This is a genomic window from Labrys sp. HAY1-8F (assembly GCF_056754975.1).
Genome location: NZ_JBPGWZ010000001.1, coordinates 87,906 through 106,150, shown reverse-complemented (window position 1 = coordinate 106,150; position 18,245 = coordinate 87,906). Strand labels below are relative to the sequence as shown.

Genomic DNA, 18,245 nt, shown 5'->3' with positions numbered 1-18,245 from the left:
GAGCGCGTCATGGATGCGAGTATCGAGAGCTATGCCGTTTTCCCGAGCCTGCGCCATCGCAGCGTCTTCATCACCGGCGGCGGCAGCGGCATCGGCGAAAGTCTGGTGCGCCATTTCTGTGCGCAGGGCGGCCGGGTTGCCTTCGCCGATATGGCGCAGGAGCCGTCCCGGCGGCTCGTGGCGGAACTTGCCGCGCAAGGCACCGCGCCGCTCTTCATCCACTGCGACCTGCGCGATATCGAGCAGTTGCGGGCGGCCATCGAGACGGCGAAGCGGGAAAACGGTCCCATCCGGGTTCTGTGCAACAATGCCGGCAATGACGACCGCCATCAGACGGCGGATGTGACCCCCGCTTACTGGGACGACCGTATGGCGGTGAACCTGCGGCACCAATTCTTCGCGGCGCAGGCGGTGCGCGCCCAGATGAAGGAACAGGGCGGTGGCTCGATCATCAATTTCGGTTCGATCACCTGGATGGTCGGTGATTCCGACTGCCCAGCTTATGTGACGGCCAAGGCAGCGGTCTACGGCATGACGCGGGCACTCGCCCGCGAGTTCGGGCCGGAGCGCATCCGCGTCAATTGCATGGTTCCAGGCTGGGTGATGACGGAACGCCAGATGCGCTTGTGGCTCAATGCCGCCGGCGAGCGGCAGATCACGGAACGCCAATGTCTGCCCGACCGGCTGCAGCCTTCCGACATCGCTCGAATGGCACTCTTTCTTGTCGCTGACGACAGCCACATGTGCTCGAGCCAGCAATTCATTGTCGATGGCGGCTGGGTGTGAATGTGGCGGACGGGGCATCGAAGATAAAACAGGGGAGAATAATCATGAAACTAAAGAAACTCTTGCTCGGCATGGTCGCCGCCGGGCTTGGCCTGGGCATGATGGCGTCAGCGGCGTTGGCCGAGAACCTGCGCGTGCTGGCCTGGGATGGCTATGCCGACCCCGACTGGGTCAAACAATTCACCGACAGCACCGGTATCGGCGTCGATGTCGTCTTCATCGGCAGCGACGACGAGATCTGGGCCAAGATCAAGGGTAGTGAAGGTCAGGATTTCGACATTTTCGCCGTCAATACCGCGCAGTTGCAGCGCTACATCAAGGCTGGACTGGTGACGCCGATCGACGTCGCGCAACTGCCAAACCAGAAGGAAGTGCTGCCGCGCTTTCGCGATCTTCCGTCCGTCGGTGGTGTGACCAAAGACGGCAATGTCTACGGCATTCCGTTCTGCTTCGATTCCATCGGGCTGATTTACGATACTGACAAGGTGAAGTCCCCACCCACCTCGATGAAGGTCCTGTGGGACCCGCAATACAAGGGCAAGGTACTGGCCTATGACAATGGCGAGCACAATGTCTCCTTCACGGCGCTGACTCTCGGCTACGCTGACCCCTTCCATCTCAGTGGCGGGCAGATGGCGTCCGTGAAGGACAAACTGGTCGACCTCAAGCGCAATGTATTGAGTTTCTATACCACGGCCGACGAGGCGCAGCAGATCTACAAGAACAATGATGTGGCGCTGATCTGGGCCAATTACGGCCAGCAGCAAGTCAAAGCGCTGCAGAATGTCGGAGCCCACGTCGCCTACGTCAATCCAAGCGAGGGGGCGCTGGCATGGCTCGACAATTGGGTCATCTCCAAAGGTGTCCGAGACAAGACCGCCGCCGAAAAATGGATCAATTTCATGATCAGCAAGAAGGTCGGCGGCGAGCTTTCCCAACGCACCGGCTTCGGCAACACGGTCACCCAAACCGGTAGTGCCGGTGCCAATGACAAGCTGATCTGGCTGAGCGATGTGGAAGATCCTCAGAAGCGGTCGGACCTGTGGAACGAGGTCAAGGCCACGCCCTGAACCCTCCATGCGATTACGCAAATCGGCGGCCCGGAGCTGTCCGGGCCGCCGCCATACGCATCGATGAGTAGAAGATGAGCCACAATAGCGACCTGCTGACCCTGCGATCCGTGTCGAAATCCTATGGCGTGGTCCCGGTTCTGCATGGCATCGACCTTGCTGTCCGGGACGGAGAATTCCTGACCGTGCTCGGCCCTTCGGGATCGGGCAAGACCACTGTCTTAAGACTGATCGGCGGCCTGGAACCGTTGTCCGCGGGCCAGATCCACCTGGACGGCAAGGATATCAGCCACATGCCGATCAACCGACGACCGTTCAATACGGTGTTCCAGGACTATGCACTGTTCCCGCATATGACCGTGGCGAAGAATGTCGGCTACGGGCTTTCGGTCCGGCATGAACCGCGCAAGGAAATCGCGCGCCGCGTTGCAGAGGCGCTGGCGCTGGTCAGGCTCGGGCCGTTCGCCGAGCGCTATCCGGCGCAACTATCGGGCGGCCAGCGCCAGCGTGTCGCCTTGGCCCGCGCCCTGATCTGCCGGCCGCGCCTCATCCTGCTCGACGAGCCCTTGGCGGCGTTGGACCTCGAACTGCGCCGCCAGATGCAGGAGTTCCTCAAATCGATCCAGCGCGAGATCAAGACGACTTTCCTGTTTGTCACGCATGACCAGGAGGAAGCCATCGGCATGGCCGACCGCATCTGCGTGATGCAGGCCGGACATATCCGCCAGCTCGGCACGCCGCATGACCTCTATTATCGGCCGAACTGCGAATTCGTGGCGCGCTTCTTCGGTGAAAACAATCTGGTGCCAGGGATGCTGGGTCCTGTTACTGGCGGCTTGCGATCGATCGATACCGCGATCGGCCGCCTGATCTGCTCGGTCGAGAACCAACCGAGCCTCTTGAATGCGGCCGAAGGCGCAGCCGCTTTCGCAGCCTTCCGTCCGGAGGCGTTGCATAGGGTGGAAACGGACGGGACCGAAAACCACCTGACGGGTCATGTCGCCAATCTCGCCTTCGCTGGCGCTTCGACTGTCGTCACGATTGCGACGGGTGACAATGCCTTGCCCCTGCGCATGCGGCTCCCGAGCAGAGCCGGCGGTAGCGTTCTCGCGGCTGGACAGCGGATATTGCTTTCCTTCGCCCCGCATGAAGGCCATCTGGTGCTGGGATGAGCGTATCTGGTTTCATCGGGTCATCAGCAAAGTGGGAGCGGCTGTCCGTCACGGCGCTGGCCTTCGCACTGCCCGTGCTGTTTGTCCTGGCTCCGTTGGGGCTCTTCCTGATCTACAGCTTCTTCAGCGTCGACCATGGTGAAATTCGCCACGAGCCGTCGCTCGACAACTATCTGCGCTTCTTCACCGACCCCGTGTTCCTGCCCGTGTTCTGGAATACGCTCGCCCTCTGTCTATCGGTGGCGGTGATCTGCGTGCTGCTCGCCTATCCGGCAGCCTACTTCCTGACCACATTGAAAGGACGCTGGCGCTATGCACTGCTGATGCTTCTCCTAGTGCCGCTCTTGATGAGCTACGTCATCAAGATCTACGCGATCCGCTCGATCCTGGGTCTCAACGGCTTCCTCAATCAGGCGCTGGTGGCTGTCGGCATCCTGCGCGAACCCTCATCGCTCTTTATGTTTAACATGAATGCCATCCTGCTGACGCTGACGCTCCTGCTCATCCCTTTCGCCATTCTGCCGATTTTCCTGTCGCTGGAACGCATATCGAAGAATCTGATCCACGCCTCCGACGACCTCGGCGCCAGCCGGCTGCAGACCTTCCTGCACATCACGTTGCCGCTTAGCCTGCCTGGCGTGGCGTCCGCCGCAAGCTTCGTCTTCGTGCTGGCGATCGGTGACTTTCTCACCCCGCAAATGGTCGGCGGGGTCAATGGCTTCACCTTCGGCCGGGTACTCTACAGCCAGTTCGGCACGGCCTATAATTGGCCCTTCGGCGCGGCTCTGTCGGTGATGCTGGCGCTGGTGGTGGTTGTCGCAATCCTTCTCGGCGAGCGCTTCGGCCGCAACAGGGGCGTTCCCACATGAACACTCTGCCTCGTCCCTCGACAGTGCTCCTCAGCGCGATCACCACTTTGGTGGCGGTTCTGCTCTATAGTCCTCTGTTCGTGCCGATCGTGTCTTCCTTCTTCACCGTCAATCATGGGACGGTCGATTGGTCGCAGCCGAGCATCTCGGCCTATACGACTCTTGCGAGGAACCGCGATATCCTTGCGGCGCTGCGCACCACCTTGGTGGTCGGCCTCGGCACGGTGATCCTGTCCGTAGTACTCGGCACGTTGCTGGCGCTCTACCATCATGGACGGCGCCGTGGGCGCACCTTGCTGCAATTCATCGTCTTCCTCCCGTTTCTGATGCCGCCGGTGATCAGCGGCTTGGCGCTACTGATCTTCTTCCGAGAAATCAACCTGGAACGGTCACTGGTGACGGTGGTGATCGGCCACACCGTCTTCGTGCTCGCGATCGTCTACCGCACGGTGCTGACACGCCTGCAATCGATGAGCCGAACGCTGGTCGAGGCCTCGTTCGATCTTGGCGCCAACCACTGGCAGACCTTCTGGCGAGTCATTCTGCCGAACCTTACCAGCGCAATGGCTGGCGGTGCCATCTTGGCCTTTGCCCTGTCCTTCGACGAAACCATGATCACCATTCTCGTCACCGGCACTCAAACCACATTGCCGGTCAGATTGTGGGCGATGATGCGGCTCGGCTTCTCACCTGACATCAACGCACTGGTGGCGTTGATCTTGATGTTCACAGTGTTGCTATGCGTGCTGGCCGCGCGCTTCCTGATCCCGCGACAAAGCATGTGAGCCCTGTTTCACATCGGTGCTGGTTGACACTTTTCAGGCAATCATGGCAATTGAATTTTATGATTAATATGAAGAAAGAAAAAACTCTGTCCTCCCCTGCCAATCACCACAGTCGTTTCATCGGCAATCGGCCGGCCACGCGCACAGCTGCGGGCCTGCACGGCATGGTGGTGGAAAAACTCGGATTCCTGATTGCTTCGGGCGAGTTCAAGGCAGGTGACATACTGCCAAATGCCGATGAACTATCTGCGCGGCTGGGTGTCGGCCGCAGCGTGTTGCGCGAAGGTCTGAAGGTACTTTCCGGAAAAGGCATGATCGAGGCGCGCCCCAAGACCGGCACGCGTGTTCGTCCCCGTTCAGAGTGGAACCACCTCGATCCGGACCTGTTGGCCTGGCGCTACACGGCGCCGAGCGTCGAGGACGTCGGCTCGATCTTCGATTTACGCCGCGCGATTGAACCGGCGGCAGCGATCATGTGCGCCAAGAGGGCGGATCCTGAACAGATCGCTCGATTGAGCGCCATCCTCGAGGAGATGGAGGTGACCGCCGACGACAGCGAGAGGTTTGCCGGCCCCGACCTTGCTTTCCACCAGACATTGCTGCGCGGTACTGGCAACGAGCTAATCGCATCCCTGGCTGGCGTCGTCGAGATGGCTCTGCTGATCAGCTTCAGACTTTCCAACGACAGCTATCGTGGTCAACGCCACTCCCTACCGTTGCATCGCGCAATATTGGAGCGAATTGCCGCTCGCGACGAAGAAGGTGCCCGGCTCGCCGTCATCGCACTTTTGAACGATGCGGAAGCGGACGTACGCCATGTCTTGGACAGGCGCGGTCAGGCAAGCGCCGAAAAAACAGAGGGATAACCTTCGAACAAGGGCCAGGCGCCGCCAACGGAGCTTCGTCGCGGCCCGTCTCAACCGGGGGCGACATCAGCTATGTCGCGTTCATCCACACCGCCTCGCGGCGTCACCGTAGCTGGCATTTCCACGAGCGGGCTCCGCCTGCATATCCGGAGAACGCTCAAAACCTGCCAGAATGTTGGCGAGGGCCGGAATCTCCTCGATCGTCGCCATGTCCACGCGCCCGACCAGTCTGCCTCGCGACAGGACGAGAACGTCGTCCGCCACGTCAAAGATCTCCTGTACTTCGGTACAGAACACCACCACGGCCCGGCCCGAGCGGGCATAGTCGCGCAGCAATTTGTAAATATCCGCCTTGCTGGAGATGTCGACGCCGCGCGTCGGCTCTTCGATCACGATGATGTCCTTGTTGCCTTCCATCGCCGCTCCGAGGACAACCTTCTGCTGGTTGCCCCCGCTAAGCGAGGTAATCGGGTGTTCCGTCCCTCCCGTCTTGACATGGTAGCGGGCGATACTGTGCTTGGCCAGGCTCTCCATCTTGCCGGGATCCAGCAATATCTTCATCCGGCCCAGAGCCACCCGATCCAGCCGCGCGGCGAAATTCTCGCCGACGGTCATGTTGGGAAAGACGGTGTCGCGCCGGCTTGCGGCGAGATAGGAGACGGAAGCACGAATGGGCCCGGCAGGCACCTTCTCCTCGGCGCGCCCGGCGCGAAAGCCTCCGATGCTCTGTGCCAATTCGCGGGCACCCGATCCTTCGACGCCGGCAAGCGCAACGATCCGCCCGGGCAACAGATCGAGGTTGATGTCCTGGAACGCCCCGAGGTTATCGGAATAACGCTCGAGCCGCAGCATCGGCGGTGTGTGCATAGGAGGCGCCGCCCGACGCGCCGGCGGCCTCGCCACCGATCCGGCAGCGTTCATGGTAAGTTCGGCGGCAATGGCGGCTTCGCTGATCTCAGAACCCTTGATCTCACCGCAAATGCGTCCGTCGCGCAGCACCAGCACGCGGCCGCAGCAGCGGACGAAATCATTCAGGCGATGCGTGATCAGGAGCACGACCTTTCCGCCGCGCGCCAGTTCCGCCATCGTGGTGAAAAGGGCTTGCGATTCCTGCTCGGTCAGGGCGGAATTAGGCTCGTCGAAGAGATAGACGTCGACATCACTGAGCATGGCCCTGGCGATCTCCACGCGCTGCTGCACCGCCAGCGACAGATCCGCCAGTTCGTAATGGGCAAAATGCTCGATGCCGAGGCGGGTCAGAACGGACCTCACTACCGCTGGGTCCAGGCCGATCCGACCCAGCAAGCGCCCTTCCCTGCCGACGGCGAGATTCTGCTCGACCGTCATGTTCGGCCAGACATGCGGCTCTTGGTGGACCACCGCGACGCGCCGCCAGACCTCGTCGACAGGGCCGTCCGGGCGCTCCAGCCTGATCACGCCGCTATCAGCCTTCTCCTCGCCGGCGAGCATGCGCATCAGCGTGCTCTTTCCTGCGCCGTTCGGGCCCGCGATGCCGATGATCTCGCCGGAAGCGATATCGAGGTCGAGGCCGTTGAGAGCGCGAGTTGCACCATAACGTTTGGCAATGCCTTTGGCCGTCAGACGTATCATGTCGTGGCTCCGGTGCCGCCGCGAAACGAGCGCCGGCCGGCGCTGCGAATCAATTTCTGCGAAATGAGGTCGAGCCAGACGGCGCCGATGGTTACCAGGCCGATGAAGAGAAGTTGCACGAAGGAGCCCACCCCGAGAAGCGCGAGGCCGTTGTTGAGGAGAGCCAAGAGGATGACCCCCAGAAACGTTCCCACCATGGTGCCTCGGCCGCCATTCAGGCTCGCACCGCCGATAACGACGGCGGCGATGACCTGGAAGGACAGGGAGCTCGACTGCGTCGGGCCGATCGAACCGACATAGGAAAAATCGATGATACCGGCGAGCCCAGCCATCAGGGCGCTCAATACGAAGACGACATATTTGTATTTCTTGATTGGCAAACGAGCGACTTTGGCAGCCTGTGCATTACCGCCCATGGCCACCAGGCGGAAACCGAAGATCGTCCTGTGGCGCAAGATCCAAAACAGGATAAAGGCCGCCAGCAACCACAGGATCTCCACCGGAATATCATAGGGCATCAGGGCTCCGCCCAGGCCGTGGAACAGCGATAATTCCCATTGGGACGGCAATGGATCATTGTAGGCCGGGGTGAATGTCGTGGCATTGCTGACGAGGAGCGAAAGACCGTCTGCGACATTGAGCATGCCCAATGTGGTGATGAAGGAGGGCAGCCCTGCCCGCACCGTCAGAAAGCCATTGAGCGTGCCGGCCAGCAGAGCGATCCCGAGGCCGGCCGCAAGTGCTGGCAGCAAGGAAACGGTAAAGGACAGACTGCCGCCACCGAGCCAGAGCGTTGCGGTGACGGTCGCGGAGAGCCCATAGATAGCGCCGACAGAGAGGTCGATCTCCCCCAGCAAAATCACCAGCATCTGGGCAAAAGCCACCATGCCCAGCGCCACCATGGAGCGGGCGAGCGTCAGCAGATTTTCCGGGCTGAGAAAGGCGGAGCGCTGCGATTGCACGATACAGGCAATCAGCAAGATGGCTAAGGCCAGCCCCAGCGTTCTTAAGCTGTTCAGGACCTTTTGCCGGCCCAGCAGCTCCGATATGGACAGCGTCATGGTAGCTCCAGCAACAACGACAATGGCGCGATAAGGGGCAGACGAGCGGCGCGAGCCCGAGGCTTTCGCGCCGCCTGTTCAATCGGTCAACTCAACGCGCCGCCTTAAGGCGTTCGCGGCCGGCGGTGACGCTCAACTCGGCTTCGCCACCGACCTTGGTGATCACGATCGGCCGCAGATATTGCAGCGGATCGGCCGGTGTTTCGCCGCTGGCGAGATATTTGGCGCATTGCTCGACGGGCGCCCGAGCCTGGTTGTCGAAACCCTGATCGATTGTCACCAGAGTGGTGCCTTCGTCTATGGCGTCCAGGATAGCGCCGCTGACGTTGAAGCCGGAGGTGAAGACCTTGCCGCCGAGCTTGAGATTGCGAATGACATTGCCGACGCCCTCCACGCCCTGATCGGTATGGAAGAACAGCTTGACCTCGCGGTGGGCCGTGAGGAAGGGCGTCACCGAATTCAGCACTTCCTGCGTAGTGAAGTTCTTGCCTGTCGGTATGCCGCTCTTGGCGTCGTTGAAGAAATTCGCCTCGGGAAACACCGATTTGTAACCAGCGATGAAGCCTTCCATCCGAGCCTGGGCCCACGGCTGGTCCGGTGCACCGCTACCCATGGCGATCTGCCCGACGTCGACGCCCTTGGCCTTGACCAGCTTGGCCGTGGCCTCGCCATTGATCTTGCCCGCCTGGACCTCGTTGAGGGCATAGAAGGCAAACCGCTTGGCCTTGGGCGCATCGATGTTCAGCGTGAACACAGGAACACCGGCGTCGGCATATTTATTGATGATACCGGTGAACTGATTGGGCAACGGCGGTTGCAGGGCAAGGCAGTCAACCTGCCCGGAATTGAGGAGCGTCTCAAGTTCCGAAAGCTGCTTGGCGGTGTCGGGATTGACGGGGCCGACGAGACGGCAATCAGCCGGGAGCGCCTTGTTGGCGGCCTCGCAACCCTTTTTCGTGCCGATACGCATCTCCGCGCCCTGGATCGGGATGCCTGTACCCTCGATGCCAACGATGATGTTGGCCTTTTCTCCCGCTTCGAGCTTCTTGGCAATGCGCGGCGCGAGCTTGAATTCCCCCCATGGCATCCGATGGGTCTTGGCGGCGTCCGGTACGGGTTTCTCGGCGGCAGCAGGAGCGCCGACACTCGACGCCATTACGGCCAAGGCAACACCCGTCATTGCGAGCGCATGGCTGCGAAACAAAGTCATTGGAAGCTCCGTCCACTCTGGAATTTGTTCTGTTAGGCAGAATTATGTTTTGTAGAATTGAATTCTATCGCAGGCCCCTATGTTGTCAATATGATGACGCCGGTAATTCTTGCTGGCACGGGCGGCCATGAGGGCGCGAGCCACGGCATGCCGGCAGCAATAGCTGCCGGCAATCGGACTGCTTCTTGCGGGAAATGACGTTGGTTCAGGTCACGGGTGGCAAAGCGGCATAGGCCGGCCCGCCCAGGAGCACGCTGATGCGATCAGCATAGGCTCGGACCGCGCCTCCCAGCTGATGCAGGTCTGTCTCGCTGCGTCCTAGCTTCATGCTGGTGACGCTGATCGCGGCGACAGCCTGGCCGCTGCGGTCATAGACAGCGGCTCCGACACAGACGACGCCGACATTGTCTTCTTCATTGTCAAAGGCATAGCCGCGGGCTGCGGTCTGTTCGAGATCGGCAATGAGGGCGGCATGCGATGTCAGCGTGTGCTCGGTACGGCGCGGCATGCCAAGACGCGTGAGGATTGCCATTACCTGTTCGCCTGGAAGGCGGGCCAGCAGCGCCTTGCCGACAGACGAACAATGCGGCAATTCGCGACGCCCGAGCGAGGCAGTCATCCGGAACGGCCCAGGCGCATCGACGCGCCCGATCGCCACGGCATAACCGTCATCCAGCACGGCGAGCCGTGAGGTCAATTGTGTCGCATCGGTGAGTTGCTGGAGCACGGGCGTCGCCATTTGCGTAATACCCATTTCCGCGACGGCACGGTCGCCCAAATGCACGAGCGCCAGGCCGAGCCGATAGAGCCGGGCGCCACCAATACGCGTATCGGCAACGAAGCCACGTGCCACCATGGTCTGCAGAAGCGTGAACGCGGTCGAGCGGGAGACTCCGATGGCGTCGGCAATATCGCCCACGCTCATGCCCTTGCTGCTGCCGGCGCCGAGTGCCTCGAGTACGTCGAGTGCCCGACCCACGCTTCGCAGCGGGTACTTGTCGTCCGAGGTTTCTGTAGGTTCTCGCACGCGCATTCCTCCCCCTATCCAGTTTGCCTATTCGAAGCCGAGCGAGCCCGGTGATAGCCAGCACAGAGGTCCGTTGACAACATGCGCTTGCTACAATACGAGTTTGTTAAACAGAATTATGTTCTGTATAGCAGAACATTGGTCTAAATCCAGGGATACGCGATGATCAAATCAAGAAAATCAAGGTCCCGGGCCTGGTTCTGCGGCCGTTCGGCCTGGCGTCGGCCATCCGCTCCCGCCGCAGGCGATCGTAGCGCGGCCACCCCGTACCCCTTTCATTGAGCATCGCGTTTTACGCACTCCAACTTCTCAACTCGGGAGATATTCATGCGTCTGGTGCAATTCCGGGCCCGTTCGGGCGAAAGAAAGGTCGGCACGCCCGACAAGAGCGGCAAGGTGCTGATCCCGCTCGTCAGGTCGACCACAGTCTACGACCTTGCGATGCAGGCGATCGAAAGCGACAAAAGCCTGGCCGAGACGGTCAATGGCGAAGCCCATGGAACAGCCGAGAGCTATGACGATGTCATTGCCGAAGGGCGTCTGCTGGCGCCGCTCGACCATCCCGAGCCTGCTCGCTTCTGGATCACCGGCACTGGCCTCACCCATATCGGCAGCGCCGCGGCCCGGGACAAGATGCACGAGATCGCCCATGGCAGTGACGCGGACATGACCGACTCCATGAAGATCTTCCGCATGGGCCTGGAAGGCGGCAAGCCAGCCGATGGGCAAATCGGCGTCCAGCCCGAATGGTTCTTCAAGGGCGTGGGTACCTGCGTGGTGCCACCCGAAGCAGATCTGCCGATGCCGGCCTTCGCGCTTGCCGGTGGGGAGGAGGCCGAAATCGTCGGCCTTTACCTCATCGGTCCCGACGGTACGCCCTGGCGGCTCGGCTTTGCCCTTGGCAACGAGTTTTCGGACCAGGTCACCGAGGCGCTCAATTATCTTTATCTCGCCCATTCCAAGCTCAGGGCCTGCTCGATCGGGCCGGAACTGCTGCTTGGTGACCTGCCGGAAGATACCAAGGGCGCCATCCGCGTGATCCGCGACGGCCAGCCAATCTGGGAGGGGGAGTTCCTGAGCGGTGAGCACAACATGTCGCATTCGGTCCGCAATCTCGAACATTATCATTTCCGCTATGACATGTTCCGGCGACCTGGCGATCTGCATGCCTATTTCTTCGGCGCGCCCTTGTTGAGCTGCGCTAATGGCGTGGAGGCCCGTTCCGGCGACTGCTTCGAGATCGACGTGCCCGACTTCGGCCGACCACTGCGCAACCGGATGGCGGCAACCCCCGGACCGTCCTTCACGGTGCGCTCGCTCTGAGTTCGACAACAACGGTGCGGACCATTCAACGGCCGCGCCTTCCCCGCAGATCTGGAGCCGAACCATGGGCCTTCGATTCGCCGTCGATACCGGCGGCACATTCACCGATTTGATGGTCGCCACCACCGATGGCGTGCTGAGCATGCACAAGGCATCCACGACACCGGCCGATCCCGTCGCCGGCGTCATCGACAGCCTGTGGCTCGCCGCGCAAGCGGCCGGCGAAGATCTCGGTCTCTATCTCGGGCGGGGCGAACTTCTCGTGCACGGGACGACGCATGCCATCAACGCAATCGTGACCGGCTCGACGGCACGCACCGCTTTCCTTACCACGCAGGGACACCCGGATACGCTGGTATTTCGCGAGGGCGGACGCATCGAGCCGTTCAACTTCACCATTCCCTATACCGAACCCTATGTTCCGCGCGCCCTGACTTTCGAGGTGCCGGAGCGCGTCACCGTCAGCGGCGCCGTCAGGACGCCACTTAACGAGGCCGCGGTGGTGGCCATCCTCGAGCGGTTGAAGGCCGTCAATATCGAGGCGGTCGGCGTCGCCTTCCTCTGGTCCGTCGTCAATCCGGCTCATGAACTGGCGGTCGGGGCCCTGATCGAGAAACACCTGCCGGGCATCCCCTACACGCTGTCGCACCGGATCAACCCCTCGATCCGCGAATATCGGCGCGCCTCCTCGACCTGCATCGATGCTTCGCTCAAGCCGGTAATGGGCGCCTATATGCGCGGCCTCGAACGGCGCCTGCGCGAGGCGGGATTCCGGGGTCGCGTTCTCGTGGTGACCTCGCAAGGCGGCGTCATGGATGCCTCGCACGTTGCCGATGCCCCCGTGCACCTGATCAATTCCGGGCCGAGCATGGCCCCGGTCGCGGCCAAGGCCTATGGCGCAGACGATGCCGCGGAGACGCTGATCGTCGGCGACACCGGCGGCACCACCTTCGACATTTCGCTGGTGCGTCGAGGCCGCATCCCGCGCAGCCGCGAGACCTGGCTTGGCCAGCCTTTCCGCAGCCACATGACCGGCATGCCTTCGGTCGATGTCAAAAGCATCGGCGCGGGCGGCGGCTCGATCGCCTGGGTCGACGCCGGTGGCTTGCTGCATGTGGGCCCCAAGAGCGCCGGGGCGGTGCCCGGCCCCGTCTGCTACGGGCGGGGCGGCACCCAACCCACCTTGACGGATGCAGCCGTCGCGCTGGGCTTCATCGACGCCGAGTTCTTTCTCGGCGGCAAGATGGCGCTGGACAAGGCCGGCGCCCTGGACGCGATCCGCCGCCACGTCGCCGCGCCGCTCGGCAAGAGCCTCGAGGAAGCGGCCGATGCGATCGTCTCCCTCGCGACCGAACATATGGTCCAGGCCATCATGGACATCACCGTCAACCAAGGCATAGATCCGACCCAGGCGACCTTCGTCGCCGGAGGCGGCGCCGCAGGTCTCAACTGCGTGGCCATCGCCCGCAGATTGGGCTGCCGCCGAGTGCTGGTGACGGAGGCCGGCGCGGCACTAGCCGCTTCCGGAGCACTGATTTCCGATCTGACGGCACAACAGCAGGCCGTGTTTCACACCAGGAGCGAGGCCTTCGATTCAGCCGGCGTGAACAAGGTTCTGGCCAGCCTCAAAGCTGCCTGCGAGGCATTCGCAGCAGGCCCCGGCGCGGGTGCGCAGGCGGTCGAGATCGATTGGTCGACCGAGGCCCGCTACACCGATCAGGCCTGGGAGATCGACGTCCCGCTGCGCATCCCGTCCTTCGAGCATCCCGAACAGGTCGAGGCTCTGGTCGAAGATTTCCACCAGATGCATCAGGACATCTTCGCGATCAGCGACCCGAATGCAGCCATCGAGACGGTGAGCTGGAATGCCGAAGTTCGCTGCCGCCTCGGCTCGGGCGTACCCGGACGGCTGGCCAAGGATGCAAGGTCGCCGAAGCTCGCGCCCCGTCCGGTGCATTTCCTCGGCAGGGGCTGGATCGAGGCCGAGGTCTGGCGCCTGGAGGCCATCGCCGAGGGCCAGGAGCTGAGCGGCCCAGCGATCGTGGAATCGGATTTCACCTCGATCGTGATCGATCCCGGCGCAAGGGCCTGGCGCGACAGCGCGGGCAACCTCGTCATCAACGTGCAGAGCTGAGGAAAAGAGCAAATGTCCGAGACCACAACGATGGATGGCTCCACGCTCGCCGTCCTCACCGCCCGCTTCGACGGCATCGCCCGCAAGATGGCGAATACCCTGCACCGCACCGGGCGGTCCGGCATCCTGACCATCGCGCGCGATTTCTCCTGCGTGGTCCTCACAGCCCGCCATGAACTGCTTGCCACGGCCGAGAGCCTGCCCAACCACGTGCTGCGCGGGCCAGACATCATGTCACGCACCATGACCGACAATCATCCGGTCCTGCGGCGCGGCGATGCTTTCCTGCACAATTCGCCCTATCACGGCTGCACCCATCCAGCCGATCATTCCATCCTGATCCCGGTGATCGACGACGAAGGCGTGCACCGCTTCACCGTGCTGGCCAAGGCCCACCAGGCCGATTGCGGCAACTCGCTGCCGACGACCTATATGGGCGCAGCCCTCGACGTCTATAACGAGGGCGCGCTGATCTTTCCGGCCGTAAAGGTGCAGGACGACTACCAGCATGTCATGGACGTCATCCGCATGTGCCGGATGCGCATCCGTGTTCCGGATCAATGGTGGGGCGACTATCTAGCCACGCTCGGCGCTGCGCGGGTCGGCGAGCGCGAGATCCTGGCGCTCGGCGCCGAGATCGGCTGGGACAAACTCGATGACTACGCGCGCCAATGGTTCGACTATAGCGAGAAGCGCATGATCGAGGTCATCCGCGCGCTGCCGAAGGGGCGCGTGACGCGCACCAGTACGCATGATCCGTTCCCCGGCACGCCCGAGCATGGTGTCACCATTAAGGCGACGGTGCACGTCAAACCGGAGGAGGCGATGATCGAGGTCGACATGACCGATAATCCGGACGCCATGCCCAATGGCCTCAACCTCTCGGAAGCTTGCTCGCTCTCCGCACCGATGATCGGCATTTTCAATTCCATCGACCATACCGTTCCCAAGAACGAGGGTAGTTTCCGGCGGATCAAGATCCATCTGCGCGATGGCTGCGTTGTGGGCCGACCGCGCCATCCCACCTCGTGCTCGGTGGCAACGACCAATATCGCCGATCGCGTCGCCAATCCGATTCAGGCTGCACTGGCCGAACTTGCCGATGGTCTCGGCCAGGCCGAGACGGGTGCGCTGATCCCGCCCTCATGCGGCGTCGTCTCGGGTGTGCATGACGGCAAGCCTTTCGTGAACGAAGTCTATCTCGGCTGTACCGGTGGCGCTGGCACACCCTGGACGGATGGCTGGCTAACAATCCTGCATGTCGGCAATGCCGGCATGTGTTACCAGGATTCCATCGAGATCGACGAACTGCGTCATCCCATCTTCGTGCATGCGCGGCGGCTGATCCCGGACTCCGAGGGTGCCGGCCGCTTCCGTGGCGCGCTGGGGGCCTACTCGGAGTTTTCTCCGGTCGATTGCTCGATGACCGTCGCCTATGTCAGCGACGGCAATGTCAATCCCGCGACGGGCGCACGTGGCGGCCTGGCGGGCGCCCGTTCGGCGCAGTTCCGGCGTCGGGCGGACGGATCGCTCGAACCCGTTCCCGCCTGCGCAGAAGTTGTGATCGCTGCCGACGAGGCGATGGTCTCGATCAGCGGCGGAGGCGGCGGCTACGGCCATCCCCGCGAGCGGGATCCTCAGAGAGTTGCTCACGACGTGAGGGAAGGCTGGGTCAGCCGTGATCGCGCGGAGAAAATTTATGGCGTTGTCATCGATCCAGAAGGAAACCTCGATAGGGACAAGACGACACTCTACCGGCGTGGCATGCATCCAGCATTATACAGCGTGGAGTGCGATTGACGCCAGAACGCATCGTGCGATCGTTTCGCGAGCGTTGCCAGCGTCGGCGGCCTCAATGGCTGAGGCGGCCTAAGCCCGAAAAAGGCCGTTCTTGTCACAGCGCCGGTATTCAAAACGTGGCAACAGAACCATTTCGCGGCCCCCAAACCAACCATGCACTAACATTCAAACTGGACCAGTCATTGGGACCCGGCCAGGACCAATCGATCCTGCGATATAGGCCGGACACATCCGGCGCCGCGTCTTGTTGCCAAGCCCTGTCAGAAACGGATCCAGCCAACGCTCAAGATCGCTCTGCCAATCCGCATCCATCGCCAGCCTCCATCAATGCTGGCTCCCCATGAATCACGCATTCGGCCTCGGGGGAATCCCAAAAATCACATCTGCCAAAGTAGTGCTTCTGTAATGGACCCTCGTTCGTCAAGTCCCTCTGAATGATAGCTCGTCGCCAGGATCTTGCTTCTGTCCGTGGTCAGCGCGAGGCCGCCACACCATGCCATCAGATCCAGAGCTGACAGGTCAATCTAGGAGGCGTGATCTGCCGAAGCCTTCACAGCACTACACACGACCTTGCCAAGCCCTCGTCCCGACAACGGGACCTCGATGAAGCGGTGCCGATCCCGGTCCGCTTCGATGATGTCCACCTCCTTCACTCTGCCATGGTGGCCTTGCTCCAACGGAACTTACTCGCGTCCACCCACATGCGATGCAGCACGACGCCCAACTTGCGGGCAAGCGCCACCTTGGCACGTTTCATGCCCCTGCGCTGCGCAACCTCGAGAGCCCAACGCTTGAGGCTCGAGAAGCGCGTCACCCGGGTCAGCATGATATGCGCTGCTTCAAAGAGCGCGGTTCGCACCATGGTGTCGCCGACCTTGGTGACGCCACCATCCCGGTCGGTCTCGCCTGATTGGTATTTCTTGGGCGTGAGCCCAAAGTAGGCGCCAACGGTGCTGGATTTGTCGAACCGCGTCGGATCATCGACCGCCGAGCGATAGGTCAGGGCAACCAAAGCGCCAACACCGGGTGTGCTCATCAATCGCCGGCAAACCTTATCCTCTCGCGCGATCTTCAGCATCTGGCGGTGCAGCCGGGTGAACTCGTTCCACGACGCTGTCCTGGCCGCCAGCATCGCACCGATCACCGTTTCCAGAACGGCGTGCCCTGCTGTCAATTCTCGAATGCGTCCCTCGAACCTTCCGCGACTGACTTCTCCGACCTTGAGCCCGTAGCCGCGCAGGATCCCGCGGATGCTGAGCTCGACGTCGAGAAGTTTGCTTTGCAGCAGCTTGCGTCCAACGAGAAGCGCACGGGTGTCTTTGCAAGCCACCGATTTGGCATGAACCGGACGATACCACCCCATCCGCAACAACTGGGCGATCCCGCGTGCGTCCTTCCGGTCGGTCTTCACGGTCATGGCCGAGAGCGCCGCCTTCACATGCCGTGTCTCGAGCAAAACCACATCGCGCCCGCAGGCCAAAAGCCCGGCATGCAGCCACTGCGACAAGGGCTCCGCCTCGAGCCCGATGCGGATGACACACAAGTCCAATTCATCAAAGTAGCGTACAGATGCCTCAGGCTCGCTGGCGACCTTGCCCTCGCGGATGATCTTTCCGCTTGCGTCCACAATGCACACGCTGCTTGCTTCCAAGGACACATCTATTCCCGCATAGTAGTCCACGGCTGTTCCTCTCATGATGCTGGAGCCGATCGCTCGGGCTCCGTTTCAACACCATCATTCTGAGGGACTGCCACAAATCTTGGCTATACTCGCGAAGGCCGGCCCATTACGGCATCTAGGCTGCCCAGGACTAACCTCGTCAAATTGTCCGGACTTTAGCGAAAGCGCTGTCCAGCTTTTACGAAGCGCGCAGCTACACGTAGCCATTGCTGATGATCTTACCCTTCGAGCGTGTCGCGCCAGCGACCGGACGCACGTCAGGCTGTCGTTGGGAGGGTGGAGACCAACCTGAGGTTATACCTCCCGTCATTTTTTCAGGCGAGTGATCGCGGGTAAATCCATGTTATCAGTGTTTTGTGTAGGTAAGATATAAAATACAAGTTAGCCAACACGTGGATATTATCCACCCATTCCAGATAAAGGATGTATTTCCATGCGAATTGATGATATTTCGGCACGGAATTCACGGGTGTTTCAAGTCGACCTAAGCGTTCCTCTACGGTTCATGGCCCGCGCGAGCACCTTCTCGCAAATCCTGCCGTACTATCCGATGATCAAATCTGGATCCGCGTCAACACCTAAACCTCCAGCCGGGGACGTAAGATAGCTCCCAATGGGCTGAACCAGGAGCATCGTTCCTCACCTTCGCCTGTCACTCGATAGCCGGCCTCCTGCGGCTCGATCCCAGTGTTTCACCCGGACAACCAGCCTTGTTGCATTAGCAGTAGATGCGAACGACTTATGCTGCCCATCCGCCTCCATGGTCCAGGCCAACGGTTCGTGCACTCCCAATTTCGAACGACAGATCGAAACAGCTTTCAGCGAAAGCCGGTGACACAACGCCAGATGG

14 protein-coding genes are annotated in these 18,245 nt (G+C 61.5%); 9 read left to right on the top strand and 5 right to left on the bottom strand.

What is annotated here, in order from left to right:
• Window positions 1–9: 9 nt before the first annotated feature.
• The 6 genes from ACR9ZN_RS00490 (at window position 10) to ACR9ZN_RS00465 (ending at window position 5,548) form a co-directional block, all read left to right on the top strand.
• Window positions 10–786, top strand: a complete 777-nt coding sequence (locus ACR9ZN_RS00490) for an SDR family NAD(P)-dependent oxidoreductase (RefSeq protein WP_481271014.1) — start codon at window positions 10–12, stop codon at window positions 784–786.
• A gap of 44 nt (window positions 787–830) precedes the next feature.
• Window positions 831–1,856, top strand: coding sequence for an ABC transporter substrate-binding protein (locus tag ACR9ZN_RS00485; RefSeq protein WP_454818733.1), 1,026 nt, complete (start codon window positions 831–833; stop codon window positions 1,854–1,856).
• 74 nt (window positions 1,857–1,930) lie between these two features.
• Window positions 1,931–3,028 (top strand): ABC transporter ATP-binding protein, encoded by a 1,098-nt coding sequence (locus ACR9ZN_RS00480; RefSeq protein WP_454818735.1) that lies wholly within the window; start codon window positions 1,931–1,933, stop codon window positions 3,026–3,028.
• Window positions 3,025–3,897, top strand: a complete 873-nt coding sequence (locus tag ACR9ZN_RS00475) for an ABC transporter permease (protein ID WP_481271013.1) — start codon at window positions 3,025–3,027, stop codon at window positions 3,895–3,897. The genes ACR9ZN_RS00480 and ACR9ZN_RS00475 overlap by 4 nt, the downstream gene beginning before the upstream one ends.
• Entirely contained in the window at window positions 3,894–4,682 is a 789-nt protein-coding gene (locus ACR9ZN_RS00470) for an ABC transporter permease (RefSeq protein WP_454818739.1), read from the top strand. The genes ACR9ZN_RS00475 and ACR9ZN_RS00470 overlap by 4 nt, the downstream gene beginning before the upstream one ends.
• 59 nt (window positions 4,683–4,741) lie before the next feature.
• A complete protein-coding gene (locus tag ACR9ZN_RS00465; protein ID WP_481271012.1) occupies window positions 4,742–5,548 on the top strand; it encodes a FadR/GntR family transcriptional regulator in 807 nt (268 codons plus the stop codon).
• An 81-nt stretch (window positions 5,549–5,629) separates the two neighbouring features.
• Here the strand turns inward: ACR9ZN_RS00465 and ACR9ZN_RS00460 are convergent, their stop codons facing one another.
• From ACR9ZN_RS00460 to ACR9ZN_RS00445, 4 genes are all read right to left on the bottom strand, one after another.
• Window positions 5,630–7,159 carry an ATP-binding cassette domain-containing protein gene (locus tag ACR9ZN_RS00460; protein WP_481271011.1) on the bottom strand — a complete coding sequence of 510 codons (1,530 nt, stop codon included), beginning with the start codon at window positions 7,157–7,159 and terminating at the stop codon, window positions 5,630–5,632.
• Window positions 7,156–8,220, bottom strand: a complete 1,065-nt coding sequence (locus tag ACR9ZN_RS00455; RefSeq protein WP_481271010.1) for an ABC transporter permease — start codon at window positions 8,218–8,220, stop codon at window positions 7,156–7,158. The genes ACR9ZN_RS00460 and ACR9ZN_RS00455 overlap by 4 nt, the downstream gene beginning before the upstream one ends.
• A 91-nt stretch (window positions 8,221–8,311) precedes the next feature.
• Window positions 8,312–9,430, bottom strand: a complete 1,119-nt coding sequence (locus ACR9ZN_RS00450) for a sugar ABC transporter substrate-binding protein (protein WP_481271009.1) — start codon at window positions 9,428–9,430, stop codon at window positions 8,312–8,314.
• A gap of 205 nt (window positions 9,431–9,635) precedes the next feature.
• Complete coding sequence (locus ACR9ZN_RS00445) at window positions 9,636–10,457, bottom strand: IclR family transcriptional regulator (protein WP_454818749.1); 822 nt, start codon at window positions 10,455–10,457, stop codon at window positions 9,636–9,638.
• 327 nt (window positions 10,458–10,784) lie between these two features.
• Between ACR9ZN_RS00445 and araD1 the strand changes: the two genes are divergently transcribed.
• From araD1 to ACR9ZN_RS00430, 3 genes are all read left to right on the top strand, one after another.
• On the top strand, window positions 10,785–11,780 hold the full coding sequence (gene araD1 / locus ACR9ZN_RS00440; protein WP_454818751.1) for an AraD1 family protein: 996 nt from the start codon (window positions 10,785–10,787) through the stop codon (window positions 11,778–11,780).
• Window positions 11,781–11,844: 64 nt separating this feature from the next.
• Window positions 11,845–13,914 carry a hydantoinase/oxoprolinase family protein gene (locus ACR9ZN_RS00435; RefSeq protein ID WP_481271008.1) on the top strand — a complete coding sequence of 690 codons (2,070 nt, stop codon included), beginning with the start codon at window positions 11,845–11,847 and terminating at the stop codon, window positions 13,912–13,914.
• Window positions 13,915–13,926: 12 nt separating this feature from the next.
• A complete protein-coding gene (locus tag ACR9ZN_RS00430) occupies window positions 13,927–15,714 on the top strand; it encodes a hydantoinase B/oxoprolinase family protein (RefSeq protein WP_481271007.1) in 1,788 nt (595 codons plus the stop codon).
• Between the two features lie 649 nt (window positions 15,715–16,363).
• On the opposite strand, the gene ACR9ZN_RS00425 is transcribed toward ACR9ZN_RS00430, so the two are convergent.
• Window positions 16,364–17,395, bottom strand: coding sequence for an IS110 family RNA-guided transposase (locus ACR9ZN_RS00425; RefSeq protein ID WP_481271006.1), 1,032 nt, complete (start codon window positions 17,393–17,395; stop codon window positions 16,364–16,366).
• Window positions 17,396–18,245: the final 850 nt, after the last annotated feature.

Bases quoted from the DNA above. Each gene is read 5' to 3' on its own strand.
- ACR9ZN_RS00455 (WP_481271010.1), bottom strand. From the start codon at position 8,220: ATGACGCTGTCCATATCGGAGCTGCTGGGCCGGCAAAAGGTCCTGAAC.
- ACR9ZN_RS00465 (WP_481271012.1), top strand. From the start codon at position 4,742: ATGATTAATATGAAGAAAGAAAAAACTCTGTCCTCCCCTGCCAATCAC.
- ACR9ZN_RS00490 (WP_481271014.1), top strand. From the start codon at position 10: ATGGATGCGAGTATCGAGAGCTATGCCGTTTTCCCGAGCCTGCGCCAT.
- ACR9ZN_RS00480 (WP_454818735.1), top strand. From the start codon at position 1,931: ATGAGCCACAATAGCGACCTGCTGACCCTGCGATCCGTGTCGAAATCC.
- ACR9ZN_RS00430 (WP_481271007.1), top strand. From the start codon at position 13,927: ATGTCCGAGACCACAACGATGGATGGCTCCACGCTCGCCGTCCTCACC.
- ACR9ZN_RS00460 (WP_481271011.1), bottom strand. From the start codon at position 7,159: ATGATACGTCTGACGGCCAAAGGCATTGCCAAACGTTATGGTGCAACT.
- ACR9ZN_RS00450 (WP_481271009.1), bottom strand. From the start codon at position 9,430: ATGACTTTGTTTCGCAGCCATGCGCTCGCAATGACGGGTGTTGCCTTG.
- ACR9ZN_RS00485 (WP_454818733.1), top strand. From the start codon at position 831: ATGAAACTAAAGAAACTCTTGCTCGGCATGGTCGCCGCCGGGCTTGGC.
- araD1 (WP_454818751.1), top strand. From the start codon at position 10,785: ATGCGTCTGGTGCAATTCCGGGCCCGTTCGGGCGAAAGAAAGGTCGGC.
- ACR9ZN_RS00475 (WP_481271013.1), top strand. From the start codon at position 3,025: ATGAGCGTATCTGGTTTCATCGGGTCATCAGCAAAGTGGGAGCGGCTG.
- ACR9ZN_RS00435 (WP_481271008.1), top strand. From the start codon at position 11,845: ATGGGCCTTCGATTCGCCGTCGATACCGGCGGCACATTCACCGATTTG.
- ACR9ZN_RS00470 (WP_454818739.1), top strand. From the start codon at position 3,894: ATGAACACTCTGCCTCGTCCCTCGACAGTGCTCCTCAGCGCGATCACC.